The 16091-nt window shown below is 64.4% G+C and carries 13 protein-coding genes; 12 read left to right on the top strand and 1 reads right to left on the bottom strand.

Features of this window, described 5'->3' with window-relative positions:
• Positions 1–137: 137 nt before the first annotated feature.
• The 10 genes from ACFSKT_RS16665 (at position 138) to ACFSKT_RS16620 (ending at position 12548) form a co-directional block, all read left to right on the top strand.
• The gene (locus tag ACFSKT_RS16665) at positions 138–1511 is read left to right on the top strand and encodes a diaminobutyrate--2-oxoglutarate transaminase (protein WP_377717355.1); all 1374 of its coding nucleotides are present in this window, start codon (positions 138–140) and stop codon (positions 1509–1511) included.
• Complete coding sequence (locus ACFSKT_RS16660) at positions 1512–3140, top strand: pyridoxal phosphate-dependent decarboxylase family protein (RefSeq protein ID WP_377717209.1); 1629 nt, start codon at positions 1512–1514, stop codon at positions 3138–3140.
• 100 nt (positions 3141–3240) lie between these two features.
• The gene (locus ACFSKT_RS16655) at positions 3241–5100 is read left to right on the top strand and encodes an IucA/IucC family protein (RefSeq protein WP_377717208.1); all 1860 of its coding nucleotides are present in this window, start codon (positions 3241–3243) and stop codon (positions 5098–5100) included.
• Positions 5101–5158: 58 nt separating this feature from the next.
• Complete coding sequence (locus ACFSKT_RS16650) at positions 5159–5680, top strand: GNAT family N-acetyltransferase (protein WP_452472464.1); 522 nt, start codon at positions 5159–5161, stop codon at positions 5678–5680.
• A complete protein-coding gene (locus tag ACFSKT_RS16645; RefSeq protein WP_377717205.1) occupies positions 5677–7170 on the top strand; it encodes a lysine N(6)-hydroxylase/L-ornithine N(5)-oxygenase family protein in 1494 nt (497 codons plus the stop codon). The genes ACFSKT_RS16650 and ACFSKT_RS16645 overlap by 4 nt, the downstream gene beginning before the upstream one ends.
• Positions 7167–9032 (top strand): IucA/IucC family protein, encoded by a 1866-nt coding sequence (locus tag ACFSKT_RS16640; RefSeq protein WP_377717204.1) that lies wholly within the window; start codon positions 7167–7169, stop codon positions 9030–9032. The genes ACFSKT_RS16645 and ACFSKT_RS16640 overlap by 4 nt, the downstream gene beginning before the upstream one ends.
• 40 nt (positions 9033–9072) lie before the next feature.
• On the top strand, positions 9073–10404 hold the full coding sequence (locus ACFSKT_RS16635; RefSeq protein ID WP_377717203.1) for an AMP-binding protein: 1332 nt from the start codon (positions 9073–9075) through the stop codon (positions 10402–10404).
• Entirely contained in the window at positions 10388–10669 is a 282-nt protein-coding gene (locus ACFSKT_RS16630; RefSeq protein WP_377717202.1) for a phosphopantetheine-binding protein, read from the top strand. Before ACFSKT_RS16635 ends, ACFSKT_RS16630 begins: the two co-directional genes overlap by 17 nt.
• Complete coding sequence (locus ACFSKT_RS16625; protein WP_377717201.1) at positions 10666–11676, top strand: DUF6005 family protein; 1011 nt, start codon at positions 10666–10668, stop codon at positions 11674–11676. The genes ACFSKT_RS16630 and ACFSKT_RS16625 overlap by 4 nt, the downstream gene beginning before the upstream one ends.
• Complete coding sequence (locus ACFSKT_RS16620) at positions 11673–12548, top strand: sugar phosphate isomerase/epimerase family protein (protein WP_377717200.1); 876 nt, start codon at positions 11673–11675, stop codon at positions 12546–12548. The genes ACFSKT_RS16625 and ACFSKT_RS16620 overlap by 4 nt, the downstream gene beginning before the upstream one ends.
• Before the next feature lie 226 nt (positions 12549–12774).
• Here the strand turns inward: ACFSKT_RS16620 and ACFSKT_RS16615 are convergent, their stop codons facing one another.
• Entirely contained in the window at positions 12775–13839 is a 1065-nt protein-coding gene (locus ACFSKT_RS16615; RefSeq protein WP_377717199.1) for an ABC transporter substrate-binding protein, read from the bottom strand.
• Positions 13840–14044: 205 nt separating this feature from the next.
• Between ACFSKT_RS16615 and ACFSKT_RS16610 the strand changes: the two genes are divergently transcribed.
• Together ACFSKT_RS16610 and ACFSKT_RS16605 are read left to right on the top strand one after the other, a co-directional pair.
• Positions 14045–15034 (top strand): FecCD family ABC transporter permease, encoded by a 990-nt coding sequence (locus ACFSKT_RS16610; protein WP_377717198.1) that lies wholly within the window; start codon positions 14045–14047, stop codon positions 15032–15034.
• 2 nt (positions 15035–15036) lie between these two features.
• Complete coding sequence (locus ACFSKT_RS16605) at positions 15037–16077, top strand: FecCD family ABC transporter permease (RefSeq protein WP_377717197.1); 1041 nt, start codon at positions 15037–15039, stop codon at positions 16075–16077.
• Positions 16078–16091 lie beyond the last annotated feature (14 nt).

Here is a 16091-nt window from a genome sequence, read left to right as displayed (position 1 = left end):
AGAAAAAAGTCGATTGAAATAGTTCTTTCAAAAGTTTTACAAGAAAAGGCGAAAAGACTCTTGTAATGAGAATGATAATCATTTACAATATCGTTCGAGTGAGTACTGATAATTATTCTCAATGGAACACGGAGGGAATTCATGTGAGCGTAGGCAATGGGCCCTACTTAGATAGTCAACGGCGCAGAGAGTCGAACGCGCGGACGTACCCGCGCAAAATCCCTGCGGCATTCATCTCGGCGAGCGGTCTTCGCGTGAAGGACGCGGACGGCAAGACGTACCTGGATTGCCTGCAAGGGGCAGGGACGCTGGCGCTCGGCCATAATCACCCGGTCGTGCTGGAGGCGATGCAGGATGTGCTGGCGAGCGGTCTGCCGCTGCATACGCTGGACCTGACGACGCCGGTGAAGGAGAAGTTCGTCGACGAACTGTTCAGCCTGCTGCCGGCGCCGCTCGCCGGAAGAGCGAAAATTCAGTTCTGCGGCCCATCGGGCGCGGACGCGGTGGAAGCGGCCGTGAAGCTGGTGAAGACGGCGACCGGGCGGCGGACGATGTTCTCCTTCCACGGGGGCTATCACGGCATGACGCACGGCGCGCTCGGGCTGACCGGCAATCTGGGGCCGAAGCGGCGCGTGTCGGGCTTGATGGCGGACGTGCATTTTCTCCCTTACCCGTATTCGTACCGGTGCCCGTTCGGCGTCGGGCATGCGGAGGGAGCGCGAATCGGCTCGCAATTCATCGAGCGGCTGCTGGACGATCCGGAGAGCGGCATCGTCGAAGGGGCCGGCATGATCCTGGAAGCGGTGCAGGGCGAAGGGGGCGTTATCCCGTCCCCGGATGAATGGTTGCGCGAGCTGCGCCGCATTACGGCGAAGCACGGCGTGCCGCTCATGCTGGACGAGGTGCAGACGGGGATTGGCCGTACGGGCGCCATGTTCGCTTTCGAGCACGCGGGCATCGCGCCGGACGTCGTCGTCCTCTCGAAGGCGATCGGCGGGGGATTGCCCCTTGCGGTCGTCGTGTACGACGAGGCGCTGGACGTCTGGGAGCCGGGCTCGCATGCCGGCACGTTCCGCGGCAACCAGCTGGCGATGGCGGCGGGCACGGCGGTTCTCCGCTATGTACGCGAGAATGGTCTTGCGGAGCGCGCGTCCTCGCTGGGCGCGGGCATGATGGACCGGCTGCGGCGGGTGCAGGCGGATGTCGGCTGCATCGGCGACGTGCGCGGAAGAGGACTCATGATCGGCGTCGAGATCGTCGATCCACGCGGCGGCCAGGATTCGCTAGGCAGCTATCCGGCGCATCCGGAGCTCGCCAAAGCGATCCAGCAGGGCTGCCTGCGGCGCGGGCTCATTCTGGAGCTGGGCGGCCGTCACGGCAGCGTCGTTCGCTTCCTTCCGCCGCTCATCGTGACGGACGAGGAGCTGGAGACGATCGCGGAGATATTCCATGACGCGGTGCGGGAAGCGGAGCGCGTCTATATCGGACGATTGGAAGAGGTGCAAGCGTAAATGCACGGACAAGAAGACAGCCGCGCCGGCGGGGCGACTCGCGGCTCGGCCGATTGGGAACCTACATACCGTGAGCAAGAAGAAGCTGCGATGAGCGCAGAGCCGGAAGACCGCTTGGATGCCGGGGAGCAGGAGGACGAGGCGGGAAGGTTCGAAGGCCTGTTCTTGAACGACTCCCCTTACAGTCAGCAGCTGTATCGGAATGTGATGCGCAAGGCAGGCGACGTGCTGATCCACGAATTCGCGGCGAGACGGCAGCCCTATAGCGGCGAGAAGCCGCATCGGCTGCGCGAGCTGTTCGAGGGACGGGACATCGGACCGCAAGAGCCGGCCGAGGACTGGAAGGCGCTGTTCGAAGAGATCGGCGCCGAGGTGCTCCGCCATTCCGCGGTCGTCACCGACCCGGCGTGCGCAGCTCATCTGCACTGTCCGCCGCTGCTGGCGTCTCTTGCCGCCGAAGCCTGGATCTCGGCGACGAACCAATCCATGGATTCGTGGGATCAGAGCATGTCGGGGACGATGCTGGAAGAGGCGGTCGTCGCTTGGCTGTGCACCCTGTTCCGCTTGCCGGAAGGCGCGGACGGCGTCTTCACGAGCGGAGGTACGCAGTCGAATTTCATGGGGCTGCTGCTGGCGCGCAATCACTTCGCCAGCGCGCGATGGGGATGGAACGTGCAGCACCGGGGGCTGCCGCTGGCGGCGGGACGCATGCGCATTCTGTGCTCGGAGGCGGCGCACTTCACGGTGAAGCAGTCCGCCGCCCTGCTGGGGCTTGGCGAGCATGCGGTTGTCACCGTCCCGTGCGACGAGCGGCGCCGGATGAGTCCGGACGCGCTGCTCGGCCGGCTCGCCCAGATGAAAGCCGCCGATCTCATTCCGATCGCGATCGTGGCGACGGCGGGCACGACCGATTACGGAAGCATCGATCCACTGCCGGAGATCGCGGCGATTGCCAAAGAGCACGGGTTATGGCTGCACGTCGATGCGGCTTACGGCGGGGCGCTGGCGCTGAGCGATCAGCATGCCGGCCGGCTTGCAGGGCTGGAACGCGCCGACTCGGTGACGGTCGATTTTCATAAAGGCTTCTATCAGCCGGTCAGCTGCGGCGCGTTCCTCGTTCGCGAGGGGGAGCGGCTGCAAACGATCCGGCTTCATGCGGACTACTTGAATCCCGAGGAAGACGAGGCGGACGGCGTGCCGAACCTGGTCGTCAAATCGGTGCAGACGACGAGGCGCTTCGACACGCTGAAGCTGTACGTCTCGCTCCGATACTATGGGCGCCGGACATTCGGCGATATGGTCGACCAGACGATCCGAATCGCCAGCGGCACCGCCCGATTGATCGAACGGGAGCCGGCGCTTGAGCTTATGGCCGAGCCGGAGCTTGGCACCGTCGTCTTCCGCTATAAGACGGCCTGCGGGGAAGGCGCGCGGTCGGATGCGGTGAATGCAGGAATTCGCGACGCTCTTCTGGAGGAGGGCGCGTGCATCCTCGCCCGGACGCGCGTGAACGGGCGCTTGTGCTTGAAGCTGACGATTCTGAACCCGCTGACCACCCTTGCGCATACGGCGCGGATGCTTCGGTTGGCCGTACTCGCCGGGGAGCGGCTCGAGAGCGATTCGCATTGAGGCCGAGTTGGCTGAACCCGCGGAGCAGATCGATACCGTACGTAGATAATCCTATTGGTTCGAGAATACAAGAACGTATACGTTTCTTACGAGGTGACTTATGAAATTATCGAAGCTGCAAGCGAAAGAAGCGGCCGGCAACGCCGCGATGCAGACGCTCTTGAATTGTTATATCCGGGAGACCGGGCAGGGCGAGTTCCAAGTCCGCGCCTACAACGAAACGGCGGAAGCCGCGAAGTCGCAGGCGGAGGAGGGCCGGCGCGAGACGCTGGTGCTGCGCCTGGCGCGTCAAGCGGTCACGATCCGGGCAGGCGTGGCGTACAAATCGCCAACGGCCCGGCACTTGTTCGAGTTCCCGGTCGGGATCGCGGCGGACGGCGCGGGGCCGTACCCGGCAGATTACGTGACGCTGTCCGCGCTGCTGGCGAAGGAGATCGCGCTGGAGTACGGCCAAGCGGGCCATGCCGACGAACTGATGCTGCGCATTATTCAGAGCTGCCGCAACGTCGAGGAATTCGCCTTAGCCCGTTCGGGCGACCGCGACAAGCTGTATGGGCCGGACGCTGATTATATCGACGCGGAGCAAGCGCTCGTCTTCGGCCATTTGCTGCATCCGACGCCGAAGAGCCGCCAAGGCATCCCCGAAGCGGACAATGCGGTGTATTCGCCCGAGCTCGGGGGCGCGTTCCAGCTGCATTATTTCCGCGCGCACCGCTCGCTGGTCGTGCAGGGCTCGGCGCTCGTCGCGCCCGCGGCGGAGCTCATTCTCTCCGAGCTGCGGGGCGATGCTCAGGTGAGCCGGGAGTGGCTAACCGCGCATGCGTCCTCCGATGAGTGGGCGCTGCTGCCTGTCCATCCGCTGCAGGCGGATTGGCTGCTGGCGCAGCCGAACGTGCAGCACGCGATCGCCGAAGGCAAGCTTCAGTATTTGGGCGCGGCGGGCAGTCCGTATCAGGCGACCTCGTCGCTGCGCACGGTCTACCGGAACGATGCGCGGTTCATGTATAAGCTGTCGATCCCGGTCAAGGTGACGAACTCGCTGCGGGTGAACAAATACAAAGAGCTGGAGCGCGGCGTGGAAGTGAAGCGGCTGCTTGAGACGGAGGTTGGCCGCGTCCGGGAGGAATACGAAGGCTTCGATATTATCGCCGACCCGGCGTTCATCACGCTGTGCCTGACGGACGGCGAGGACGAGTCGGGCTTCGAGCTTGTCCTGCGCGACAATCCGTTCCGCTGGCAGGCTTCGCGCGGCGCATCGCCGGTGGCGGCGCTCGTGCAGGATCCGCTGCCGGGCGAGCGCTCGAAGCTGGCCGCCATCATCGAGGGCATCGCGCAGCGCGAAGGGCGCGACGCGGCCGAGGTGAGCGCCGACTGGTTCGACCGCTATCTCGATCTCTCGCTCAAGCCGATGGTGCGCCTGTACATGAAGTGGGGCATCGCGCTGGAAGCCCACCAGCAGAACAGCGTCGTTCAGCTCGAGGACGGGTACCCGAAGCGGTTCTACTACCGGGATAACCAAGGCTATTACTTCTGCAAGTCGACGGAATCGCTGCTCGCGCAGCAGCTGCCGGGCATCGGGGAAGCGAGCCAGACGGTGTGCGACGACGCGATCGCCGACGAGCGCTTCCGCTACTATTTGATCTTCAACCATATGTTCGGGCTGATCAACGGCTTCGGCGCCGCGGGGCTGATCGACGAGCGGGTGCTGCTCGGCAAGCTGCGCGCCGCGCTCGAGGCGTTCGTGCCGGAGAACCGGGAGCCGTCGGTGTTCCTGGCCACGCTGCTCCATGACGAGCAGCTGCCGTGCAAGGCGAACCTGTTGACGCGCCTGCACGACATGGATGAATTGGTCGGCTCGCTCGATACGCAGTCCGTCTACGTCATCGTGCCGAACCCGCTCGTGAAGGAGGTGGCCGTCCATGCCGAGCAAGGAGGCGCAGCTTCTGAAGTCACCGTCTGATCGGACGGATGGTTCGAACGTGGTCGTCTACGAGGAATGGCATGCCGGCATCGGCCGGATGATCGGCTTCCGCCGGGCGACGATGGAGGCGGATTTCGAACGGCTGCACGCCTGGCATCGCGAGCCGCATGTTGTGCCGTTCTGGCAGCTGGCGATTCCGGCCGACAAGTATCGCGCCCATCTGGAGGCGTTCCTGGCGGATACTCACCAGACGCTGTACATCGGGCTGCTGGACGGCGAGCCGATGAGCTATTTCGAATCGTATTGGGCGGAGCGCGACGTGCTGGCCGGCGCCTACGAAGCCGAGCCGGGCGATCAGGGCATTCATCTGCTAATCGGACCTCCTGCTTATTTGGGCAAAGGGTATGCTGCGCCTCTCCTGCAGGCGATGATGCGGCTGCAGCTTCGCGAAGGCGCAACTCGCCGCCTCGTCGCGGAGCCGGACGCGCGTAACGCCAAGATGATTCATATTTTCGAGCAATGCGGCTATGCGTTCCAGCGCCATATCGAGCTGCCCGACAAAACGGCCGCCCTCATGATCGCGGAGCGAGAACGGGTGGAGGAGTGGTTGAACCGATGAACGAACAGACGCAGATTTATGACATCGTGGGCATCGGGATCGGACCGTTCAACCTCGGTCTGGCGGCGCTGCTGGACCCGCTGCCGGACGTGAAGGCGCTCTTCCTGGACCGAAAGCCGGCGTTCTCCTGGCATCCGGGCATGCTGCTGGACGGCACGACGCTGCAGGTGCCGTTCCTGGCCGATCTGGTTACGATGGCCGACCCGACGAATCCGTACAGCTTCCTGAACTACTTGAAGGAGCAGGGCAGGCTGTATGCCTTCTACTTCTTCGAGCGGTTCCTCATCCCGCGCAAGGAGTACGACGCGTATTGCCGATGGGCGTCGGAGCGGATCGCTTCATGCCGGTTCGGCGTCGAGGTGACGCAAGTGCGCGTCGCGACGGAAGCGGAAGCGCTTGGGCGCATGGGCGGTCAGGGCGACGCAGCCGCATCGGCCGCTAGCCGGGCTTCGATTCCGGCGCTTGCCGTCGCCGGCGGAGGCGTCGAGCAGGTCGGCGCGGATGCGGACCCCGGGGCCTTCGGGCATCGGGCCGAGCAGCGTTCGCCTGGCGAGCTGTACCGCATCGAAGCAGTCGGCAGCGACGGGCGGCCTTGCGTATACTACGCGCGCAACCTGGCCCTCGGCGTAGGCAGCGTGCCCCACGTCGGAGAGGCGTTCAAGCGTCATTTGCCCGATGGGAATGTATTTCACTCGGCGCAATTCGGCGAGCGGCTGGAGCAGTGCCAGCGCGCGCGCTCGATCACGGTCGTCGGTTCCGGACAGAGCGCGGCCGAGGTGTTCCTGCACCTGCTGAATGGGCAGGCCGATGGCGGCTATCGGCTCGACTGGCTGACCCGGTCGCCGGGCTTTTTCCCGATGGAATATTCCAAGCTGGGGCTGGAGCATTTCTCGCCGGACTATACGCGGTACTTCTACAACCTCCCGCCGGAGCGGAGGGACGAGGTGCGAAGCAAGCAGCATCTGCTGTACAAGGGGATCAGCGCGGGCACGATCGCGGAGATTTACGACCGGCTGTACGAGCTGACCGTGGACGGCGGTTGCCCGGACGTGAGGCTGCTCGCCCACGTCGATGTGCAGGCGATCGAATCGCTGGCTGACGCCGAAAGGGGCTACCGGTTGACCTGCCGCCATGCGGAGCAGGATCGCACGTTCGAGCACGAGACGGAGCTGCTCATTCTAGCAACCGGCTACGCCCATCCGGTGCCGGGTTTCTTGGAGCCGCTGCGGGAGCGCGTACGCTGGGATGCCCAGGGCCGCTACGAGGTCGAGCCGGACTATCGGCTGCGGCTGAACGGGGAAGGCGGCGGGCGGATTTACGTCCTGAATGGCGAGCTGCATTCGCACGGCATCGGCGCGCCGGATTTGGGGCTGGGCGCGCACCGCAGCAGCGTTATTATTAACAGCTTGACGGGTCGGGACATCTACCGGGTCCGAGAGCGCAATGTCTTCCAGCAATTCGGAATCGCAAGCGGGAGGGATGAGGGATGACGGAACACGCGGAGGGATTCGACCTCCGGTTGGCGGAAGCCGTAAACTCGGAGGTCTATGCGCAAGTGAGGACGCGGATATTCCGGCAATTGCTCGAATCCTTCATCTTCGAGCGGATCGCGCCGGTGGAATCGATTCAGCTGCGCGAGGAGACGCTGTTCATCCTGCACGGCCGCGATGAGGCGGGGATGCCGGTCACGTACAACTGCCGGGGCGAGCGCCGCCCGACGTTCGGACGCGTGCGGCTGAACGCGTCGCCGGTGCAGCGCATATCCCGGGAAGGCAAGCGGGAAGCGGTCTGCCTGCGGCGGTTCCTGCGCGAGGTTGCGGCCGGGGCGGGCGCCGATCCGGCGAAGCTCGGGGCGTTCGCCGAGGAGCTGGAGCGGACACTGCTTCATGACGCGATCGCCCAATACGAACGGCGGCGAGCGGGACAGACGATGGAGGGCAGCTACGACGAGCTGGAGACGGCGGCGATGGACGGCCATCCGTATCATCCGAGCTACAAATCCCGCATCGGCTTCTCGCCCGAGGACCAGCTGGCTTACGGGCCGGAGTTCGGCCCGCTGCTGCGCCCGATATGGATCGCGGTTCGCCGGGCGGACGCGGCCTTCGCGATCGCGGAAGGCGAATCGTTCGAGGCGCTGTGGCGTTCGGAGCTCGGGGCGCAGCGGTTAGCCGATGTCGAGGCGACGCTTGCGGGCCAGGGCTTGGCGCTGACGGACGTCGCGCTGCTGCCGGTCCACCCGTGGCAATGGCGCAACGCCGTCATCCCGCGGATGCAGGAGGAGCTGCGCGACGGACGGATCATCCCGCTTGGACCGGGCGGCGACCTGTACCGACCGCAGCAGTCGATCCGGACGCTGCACAACGCGTCGAGCCCGGAGAAGCCGTCCGTGAAGCTGGCGATGACGCTGCTCAATACGTCGGCTTACCGGCATATCGAGCCGTATTATGCCAAAGTCGCGCCGGCGGTCTCGGCGTGGCTGCAGCGGACCGTCGATCGCGACCCGTATCTGCGGGACGAAGCCGAGGTCATTCTGCTTCGCGAATTCGCGGGCATCGGTTACGAACCGGAGGCGGCGAGGGATGGCGGGCCGTCGCCGAGCGGCGGGAGCGCCGCGGCCGAAGGCATGCTTGCTTGTATCTGGCGGGAGAGCTTGGCGCTTCATCTGCGCGCGGGCGAGAGCGGCGCGCCATTCCACGCGCTGTCCGCCTTCGATCCGGTGGCGGGGCGCCTCTTCATCGCGCCGTGGCTGGAGCAGCATGGCGCGGAGCGCTGGCTGCGGGCGTTGCTCGAGCGGTGCGTGCTGCCGGTGGCCCACTTGGCTTTGGCGCACGGCATCGGGCTCGAATCCCACGCCCAGAACATGGCGCTCGTCCACCGCGACGGCTGGCCGTCGCGAGTGGCGCTGAAGGATTTTCACGAGGATGCGATGTTCTACCGGCCGCTCCTTTCATCGGAGGACACGCCGGATTTCGAGGCGATTCATCCCGCGTTCGGAGAGGGCGTGTGGTTCGAGCAGCCCGAGGCCGCGCCGATCCGGTATTTGCTGCTCGGCGCGCTGTACGGCATCAACTTGGGCGAGCTGGCGATGGTGCTCGCCGATCACGGCGTCATGACCGAAGCGCGATTCTGGACGCTTGCGGCCGAGACGCTGGATTACCATATCCGGCGCCATCCGGAGCTCGCGCCGCGGCTGGCGCTATTGGATCCGTTCGCCGAGACGACCCGGCTGGAGCAGCTGACGAAGAAACGGCTGTTCCGCGCGGAGCTTGGCACGCTTATGCACGAAGTGTCCAATCCGCTGCATGCGGCCGTGCAGGCGGTACGGGACGGCGCGCGAGCGGGCGTAACTTAGAGACGATCGCGAGCGAATCGCGAAGAGGAGAGAACAACGGATGTTAACCATAAATCGGGAGGAAGTGGGCCGGGCCGGTCTGGAAGCGCGAATGGACGCGATCCGAGCGCTCGTGCCGCTGGCCGGCATGCAAGGAAGGGGGGCGGCGGTCTGTCTGCGGGACCCGCTCGACGTACTCGCCGCGGTCGAGTCGCTCCGCGCCGCGGACGTCTCGGTGCTGCTTATGCATGGAGATACGCCGCTCGAGACGGCATCCCAAGCCGCGGCGAACGCGGGCTGCGAGCTGCTGCTGTGGGGCTCGCTGGAAGATTCGCGGCGAATCCGGCCGATGGCGCACGATTCGGCAGCGAGCGGCGAGGAGCTCGGCTTGCGCGAGCCGTCGCTGCTGCAGTACAGCTCGGGCACGACGGGCGGGCCGAAGCTCATTCGACGCCCCTGGACGGACATCGACCGGGAAATCGAGGCATACAACGCGGCGCTCGGCGAGGCAGCCGAATGCCGTCCGGTTGTGCTTGCCCCGGTGTCCCATTCGTACGGCCTCATCTGCGGGGTGCTGGCCGCGATGCGTCGCGGGATCGCCCCGAGCGTCGTGACGAACGCGAATCCCAAATTCGCGCTCAAGGTCATCGAAGAAACGCCGAAGCACCTCGTCTACGGCGTGCCGCTGCTGTTTCACGTTATGACCGGACTTATGGCGCCGGGTGGCCGGTTCCACCGCGTCATCAGCTCGGGCGCGCCGCTGCCGGGCCCCTTGTTCGAGACGCTGCGCGAGCGCTCGGCGCACGTCATGCAGCAGTATGGCTGCACGGAGGCTGGATGCATCTCGGTCGCACGCTCCATGCGGTCGGGCTCGGATCTGGGCGAACTGCTGGGCTACTGGCGGCTGGAAGGCGATGCAGACCGCGCGTCCATGGCCGACCCGGCGGAGATCGTCGTCGTCCGCGAGCCGGACGGCCATCGAATCGCGACCGGAGACTTGGGCTGCGCGCAGGAGGGGCATCTGTTCTACGCCGCGCGCATGGACGACGTGATTAACGTCGGCGGTCTGAAGGTGTTTCCGCTGGAGGTGGAGGAGCGGATCGCTTCGTTCCCAGGCGTGCAGGAAGCAGTCGTCTACCGCGGCGTCCATCCCGTCATGGGCGAGACGGTGCGGGCGAAGGCCGTCTGGAGGCCGTCCGACGCAGGCGGCCAGACGAGCGCGCCGGGGCTGGCGGACGAGATCCGCGCCTGGTGCCGTGAAGGGCTGCCTGCTTACAAGGTGCCGTCGGCGATTGAGCTCGTCGATGCGCTGCCGCGAACCAAGGCCGGCAAAATCAGCCGCCGGTCTATCGAACAGTCAGAAGGGGGAGTCCATCATGAACAGCGCGCGTGAACAGCTGCGCGGCCGGTTGGCCGAGCTCATGCGCGAGAAGCTGGAGCTTCAGCTTCCGCATACGCTTGAGGATACGCTGCGCATTAACGAAGATTTGCGAATCGATTCAATCTCGCTGCTCCAGCTGATCGTCCATATCGAAGCGACGCTCGGGCTGCGGGTGCCGGAGGAGGAAGTGGACGCGAAAGCGTTCGCGACGGTCGGCTCGCTGCTCGACTTCATCGGCCGGCTTGCGCCCGCGGCCGAGGAGGCGGCGCAGCCATGATCAAGGTGCATTGTCTGGTCAGCTGCTTGTGCGAAATCATTAAGCGCCGCGGTAAGGTCGATCAGCCGCCGCAAGGGCTAAGCGTCGATCACCGGCCGTATTATTTCGGCGTCTGGGACTCGGCTTTCGACGTAACGGAACAAGGCGCGATTACGTATTATTCGGCGCGTACGAGCCATGACCATTTCATCGACTGGTACCGGAGATTCTTCGGCGTCGCAATAACGGAATGGTACGATTACGACCGGCCAAAGGCGGATAATGCGGCGGTGTTCACGGAGCTGGTGGATAATCTGGGCGAGCATCAGCATGTCATCGTCCAGATCGACATGTCGCTTATGCCCGAACGCGAGAACAAATTCGCGCAGAAGCCGTTCCCTCACTTCCTCATGATCTACAAGACGGATAACCCGGACGAGTGGTTCATGTTCGATCCGGATTTCCGCTGGGAGGGCGTCATGCCCAAAGCCCGGGTCATCGAGGCGTTCGCGGGCAATGCCGACGGCGGCGGGTATCTCGTCGATTCCTCGCGCATCCAGCAGCCAAGCCCGCAGATCATCGCCGCGCTGTACGAGGAGACGATGCGCAAGGATGCGAACGAGCTGACGGCGCGGCTGCGCGATATCGTCATCAGCATGGCGGAAGGGGCCGGCGGCCGCGACATCTCCATGCTGCTGCCGGCGGTCAAGCAGCTCAACATTATCGTCATCCGCAAATACAGCTACGACTACGCGCTCATGTTCTTCCGCGACCAGCTCGGCCTGTCGGAGGAAAACTACGAGGCGTGGTGCCAGCAAATTCGCGACCTCATTCAGGTATTTAACTCGCTGCAATATTTAGCCGTTAAATGTTCGATGACCGGCAACCGGGAGCATCTGCCGCAAATCATGGCGTATCTGGATCAAGCCGACGCGATCGAATTCGCGATCAAGGCGGAGATCGACCGGCAGTACCGGCTCTGGAAAACGGCGGTGCTCCGCCCGGCCGAAGAGGCGGGTGCGCGATGAAACTCTCCTTCTGCACGATTACGTTCCGCCACCAGCTCGTCTCCTTCGAGCGTCTGGTCGAGTTCGCCTGCCGTCAGCGGTTCGACGGCATCGAGCTGTGGGGCGCGCATGCGGTCGCCTTGGCAGGGAGCGAACGCGAACGCACGAGCCGCCAGCTGGCGATCATGCACAGCCGGGGCCTGCGCGTGACGATGCTGAGCGATTACCTGGACATCGCGGACGACGCGCGCTTCGAAGCGACCGTGCGGAAGCTGCGCGAGCTGGCGCAGCTCGCCCGCTGGTACGGGACCGACCGAATCCGCACGTTCGCGGGCTCGAAGCCGAGCGCGGACGTCGCGCAGCGGGAACGGGAGGCGTATGCGGCCAGATTGCGTACGCTCAGCGGCATTTGCGCCGATTACGGCTTGCAGCTGCTGACCGAGACGCATCCGAACACGCTGTCGGATAACCTCGCGTCGACGCGTCGGCTCCTGGAGGAAGTCGATCATCCGAACTTCGGCGTCAATCTCGATTTCCTTCATCTGTGGGAGGCGGGCGACGATCCGCTGGCTTCCTATGCGGCGCTCAAGCCGAAGGTCGGCCATTTTCATATGAAAAACGTCGCCTCCGCCGAACGCTTGACCGTCTTCGCGCCCGATCAGGTGTACGCGCCGAGCGGCAGCCGTGAAGGCATGGTGCCGCTCTCGCAGGGCGCGCTGGATTACGCGCCGATCTTGGCCGCCATCCGAGACTCGGACCTGTTCGCGTCGCTGGAGTGGTTTGGCGGCGAGCCGTTCCGGGTGCTGGAAGAGGATCGGGACTGGATCGAAGCGACCTGCGGGATCGAGGCCGCGCGCAACCTGTATTGGACGGCAGCCGGAGCGGGCGGCTAGCCGGGTGGCTTCGGACCGAGAGGCCGGAGGGGGGAGGGCGATGACGGGGCGCAACCTCGCCAACACTCGCTCTCTGCATCACCATCGCCTTCATGCAGCCGGACACCGGGGGACAAGAGACGCCCCCAGGCGAGGCGAATAAGAATAAGCCCTTCGGCAGCTGCCGGAGGGCCATACAAGAAGAGCTGCTTACCCGTCTTGGACGGAGAAGCAGCTCTTTTTTCGTTTATTTTTGCAAACCGTAAATGTCGTAAAGCTCATCCAGCATCAGGTTGGCCGCTTTGATGCCGCCCGCCGTGTTCCAGATCGCGTCGCTCACTTTGTACGCTTGGCCGTTCTTCACGGCGCCGAGGCCCTTCCAGAGCGGATCGTTCGTCCATTCGGTCTCGGTCTGGCTCGCCTTGCCGTCGCCTGTCTCGTACGTGAAGTAGAAGATGCGTGTCGCGTCGGCTTCGGGCAGACGCTCTTTCGTGATTTCGTCGACGAACGCATCGGCTGCCGCGTTCTTCGTCATGTCGTTGCGGGCAAGACCCAGCTTGCCGAACAGCAGGCCGGAGAACGTGTTCGTGTGGTACACGCGCGTTTTGCCGTCCATGAAGCGGATGACGGAGACCGTCTCGTTCACTTTGTCGCCGGCTTTCGTTTTGAAATCGGCCGCGCGCGCGTCGAATTCAGCCAGCAGCGCATCGCCTTCCGCCGTCTTGCCCAGCGCTTCAGCGTACAGCTTGAAGTTGTTCTGCCATTCGCCGCGCAGATCCTCGGACATGACCGTCGGCGCGATCGCCTTCAGCTGCTCGTAGACCTTCTCTTGGCGCATTTTGTTGCCGATGATCAGATCCGGCTGCAAGCCCGCGATGACCTCGAGGTTCGGCTGGCTCTCTTCGCCGACTTCGGCGACGCCTTCCATCTCGGCTTTGATGTGCTCGTACCACGGGGAGCCCGTCCACGATTTCACCGCGCCGACCGGCTTGACGCCGAGCGCGAGCAAGGCTTCCGTGCCTTCGTTCGTCAGGATGACGACCTTCGCCGGCGTGCCCGTGATCGTCGTCTCGCCCATCGCGTGCTTAATGACGCGCGCTTCCGCATTGTCCGCGGTGGCATTCGTCGCCGCTTCTCCGCCATCCGCGTTCTCGCCGCTTGCGGCGGTCGTATTGGACGACGCGTTATTCGCCGTCGCAGCGTTCGTGCCGTTATTGTCGTTCTTGGAACCGCAGCCTGCCAGCACGACGACGAGAATGAGCGCCATGAGCGCGAATAGAAGCGTGCGGCTGCGTTGAGTGGTGGATACCATGATGAAAGTCAACTCCTAGTTAGGTAGTGTGAGAACCGTTATCAGTACAATAACCTACTATAATAGGGCGTTATACCGGTGTCAACGAAAAAATGAGAACGATTCTCAAAATCATTGACACTCCGAAGCGCCTTCCACTACAATTCTACATGAACCTTGCGGGCTTCCTACAGTCGCACAACTCTGACTTCATAGGTGGAAAAGCATGAATGTAATCAAAACGGTTGGCCTCATCGGTTCCACGGTCATCCTGGCATGCGCGGTCATGGCGAGCATCGCGCTCGGCGTGACGGACATTCCGCTGCGCACCGTCTGGGATTCGTTCGTTCATTATAACGGCGGGACGGAGCATCTGATCATCCGGACGGCCCGGGTGCCGCGGGCGCTCATCGCCGCTTCCGTCGGCGCGTCGCTGGCCGTGGCCGGCGTCGTCATGCAGGTGATGACGCGCAATCCGATCGCCTCGCCCAGCACGCTCGGCGTCAATTCGGGCGCGGCGTTCTTCGTAATTCTAGCCTCGGGCTGGCTAGGGGTCTCCGGCTTGCAGGCGACGACCTGGGTCGCGCTCGTCGGGGCGGCCACAAGCGGCGGAATCGTATTCTTCCTCGGAAGCATCGGACGCGACGGCATGACGCCGGTCAAAATCACGCTCGCCGGCGCGGCGATGGCCGCCTTCTTCGCTTCGCTTACCCAAGGGCTGATGCTCTCCGACGGCCGCATGTTCGACCAAGTGCTCGTCTGGCTCGTCGGCTCGGTCGCCGGGCGCGAGCTCCCGCAGCTGCAGTCGGTGTGGCCCTACATGGGCGCGGGCATGGCGATCGCGCTGCTGCTCGGACGGCATCTGAATGCGCTGGCCATGGGCGAGGACGTGGCGCGCGGGCTCGGCCAGCGGATTGCCCATATCAAGCTGTTCTCGGCGGCGGCGGTTATTCTGCTGGCCGGCGCATCGGTCGCGGTCGCGGGGCCGATCGCGTTCGTCGGGATTATCATTCCGCATATCGTTCGGTATTTGGTCGGCACGGACCATCGATGGATCCTGCCGTATAGCGCCGTGCTTGGCGCGATCCTGTTGGTGGCGGCAGACCTCGGCTCGCGGTATATCGCGATGCCGAAGGAAGTGCCCGTCGGCGTCATGACGGCGATCGTCGGCGTACCGTTCTTCGTGTATATCGCCCGGAAAGGCAGACGAACTTAATTATGAGCCAACATCAAACGATACGGGCAGGCAAACTGTCCATCCTGCTGGAACGCCGGACGATCTGGGTCGGCGCTGCGCTCGCGGCGCTGGTCGCGGCGGCCATGGTCCTGAGCACGGGCATGGGCAGTCAATACATCTCCCCGATGCGCGTCCTAAGCACGATATTCGGCCATGGGGAGAAGATGGACGAGGTCATTATTCTGAATCTGCGGCTGCCGCGGGTCGTCGTCGCGGTGCTGGTCGGCGCCGCGCTGGCGGTGGCAGGCGCGATCTTGCAAGGCGTCATCCGCAATCCGCTCGCGTCGCCGGACGTCACGGGCGTGACGGAAGGCGCGTCGTTCGGGGCGGTGCTCTTCATCTTCTTCTTCGCCGATACGGTGTCGATTCACTGGCTGCCCTTCGCGGCGATCGCAGGGGCGTTCATCGTCAGCGGACTGCTCTATGTGCTGGCTTGGAAGAACGGCGTCTCTCCGCTGCGTCTCGTGCTTATCGGCATCGGCGTCTCCGCCGCGGTCAAATCGGTCTCGTACATGCTCATTATCGCCGGCCCCTTGCAGCTGGCCGATCGGTCGCTGACGTTCATGACGGGCAGCATCTACGGGGCTTCGTGGGATAAAGACGTCCTGACCTTGCTGCCCTGGGTGGCGGTGCTGCTGCCGCTGACATGGCTGCAGGCGCGCAACGTGAACATTCAAGCGCTCGGCGACGACGTCGCCCGCAGCGCGGGGGCGCGGGTCGAGCGGCAGCGTCTCGTGCTGCTGGCTCTGAGCGTGGCGTTGGCCGGTTCGGCGGTCGCGATCGGCGGGGCGATCGGCTTCATCGGCCTGATGGCGCCGCACATGGCCCGCAAGCTGGTCGGCTCCTCGTTCGGCAGCGTGCTGCCGGTGAGCGCCTTGCTCGGCGCGCTGCTGCTGCTGGCCGCCGACTTGATCGCGCGGACCGCCTTCGTGCCGCGGGATGTGCCGGCCGGCGTGTTCACTGCCGCGATCGGCGCGCCGTTCTTCATGTATTTGCTATACCGGAACCGGAACCGGTTCTAAGACGGGAGGGAAAG

The organism is Paenibacillus xanthanilyticus (genome assembly GCF_042682185.1).
GTDB lineage: Bacteria > Bacillota > Bacilli > Paenibacillales > Paenibacillaceae > Paenibacillus_Z > Paenibacillus_Z xanthanilyticus.
Note: the sequence above shows the minus strand (reverse complement) of the source record. Positions and strands in the feature narration are given on the sequence as shown.

Bases quoted from the DNA above. Each gene is read 5' to 3' on its own strand.
- ACFSKT_RS16660 (WP_377717209.1), top strand. From the start codon at position 1,512: ATGCACGGACAAGAAGACAGCCGCGCCGGCGGGGCGACTCGCGGCTCG.
- ACFSKT_RS16655 (WP_377717208.1), top strand. From the start codon at position 3,241: ATGAAATTATCGAAGCTGCAAGCGAAAGAAGCGGCCGGCAACGCCGCG.
- ACFSKT_RS16650 (WP_452472464.1), top strand. From the start codon at position 5,159: ATGATCGGCTTCCGCCGGGCGACGATGGAGGCGGATTTCGAACGGCTG.
- ACFSKT_RS16645 (WP_377717205.1), top strand. From the start codon at position 5,677: ATGAACGAACAGACGCAGATTTATGACATCGTGGGCATCGGGATCGGA.
- ACFSKT_RS16640 (WP_377717204.1), top strand. From the start codon at position 7,167: ATGACGGAACACGCGGAGGGATTCGACCTCCGGTTGGCGGAAGCCGTA.
- ACFSKT_RS16635 (WP_377717203.1), top strand. From the start codon at position 9,073: ATGTTAACCATAAATCGGGAGGAAGTGGGCCGGGCCGGTCTGGAAGCG.
- ACFSKT_RS16630 (WP_377717202.1), top strand. From the start codon at position 10,388: ATGAACAGCGCGCGTGAACAGCTGCGCGGCCGGTTGGCCGAGCTCATG.
- ACFSKT_RS16625 (WP_377717201.1), top strand. From the start codon at position 10,666: ATGATCAAGGTGCATTGTCTGGTCAGCTGCTTGTGCGAAATCATTAAG.
- ACFSKT_RS16620 (WP_377717200.1), top strand. From the start codon at position 11,673: ATGAAACTCTCCTTCTGCACGATTACGTTCCGCCACCAGCTCGTCTCC.
- ACFSKT_RS16615 (WP_377717199.1), bottom strand. From the start codon at position 13,839: ATGGTATCCACCACTCAACGCAGCCGCACGCTTCTATTCGCGCTCATG.
- ACFSKT_RS16610 (WP_377717198.1), top strand. From the start codon at position 14,045: ATGAATGTAATCAAAACGGTTGGCCTCATCGGTTCCACGGTCATCCTG.
- ACFSKT_RS16605 (WP_377717197.1), top strand. From the start codon at position 15,037: ATGAGCCAACATCAAACGATACGGGCAGGCAAACTGTCCATCCTGCTG.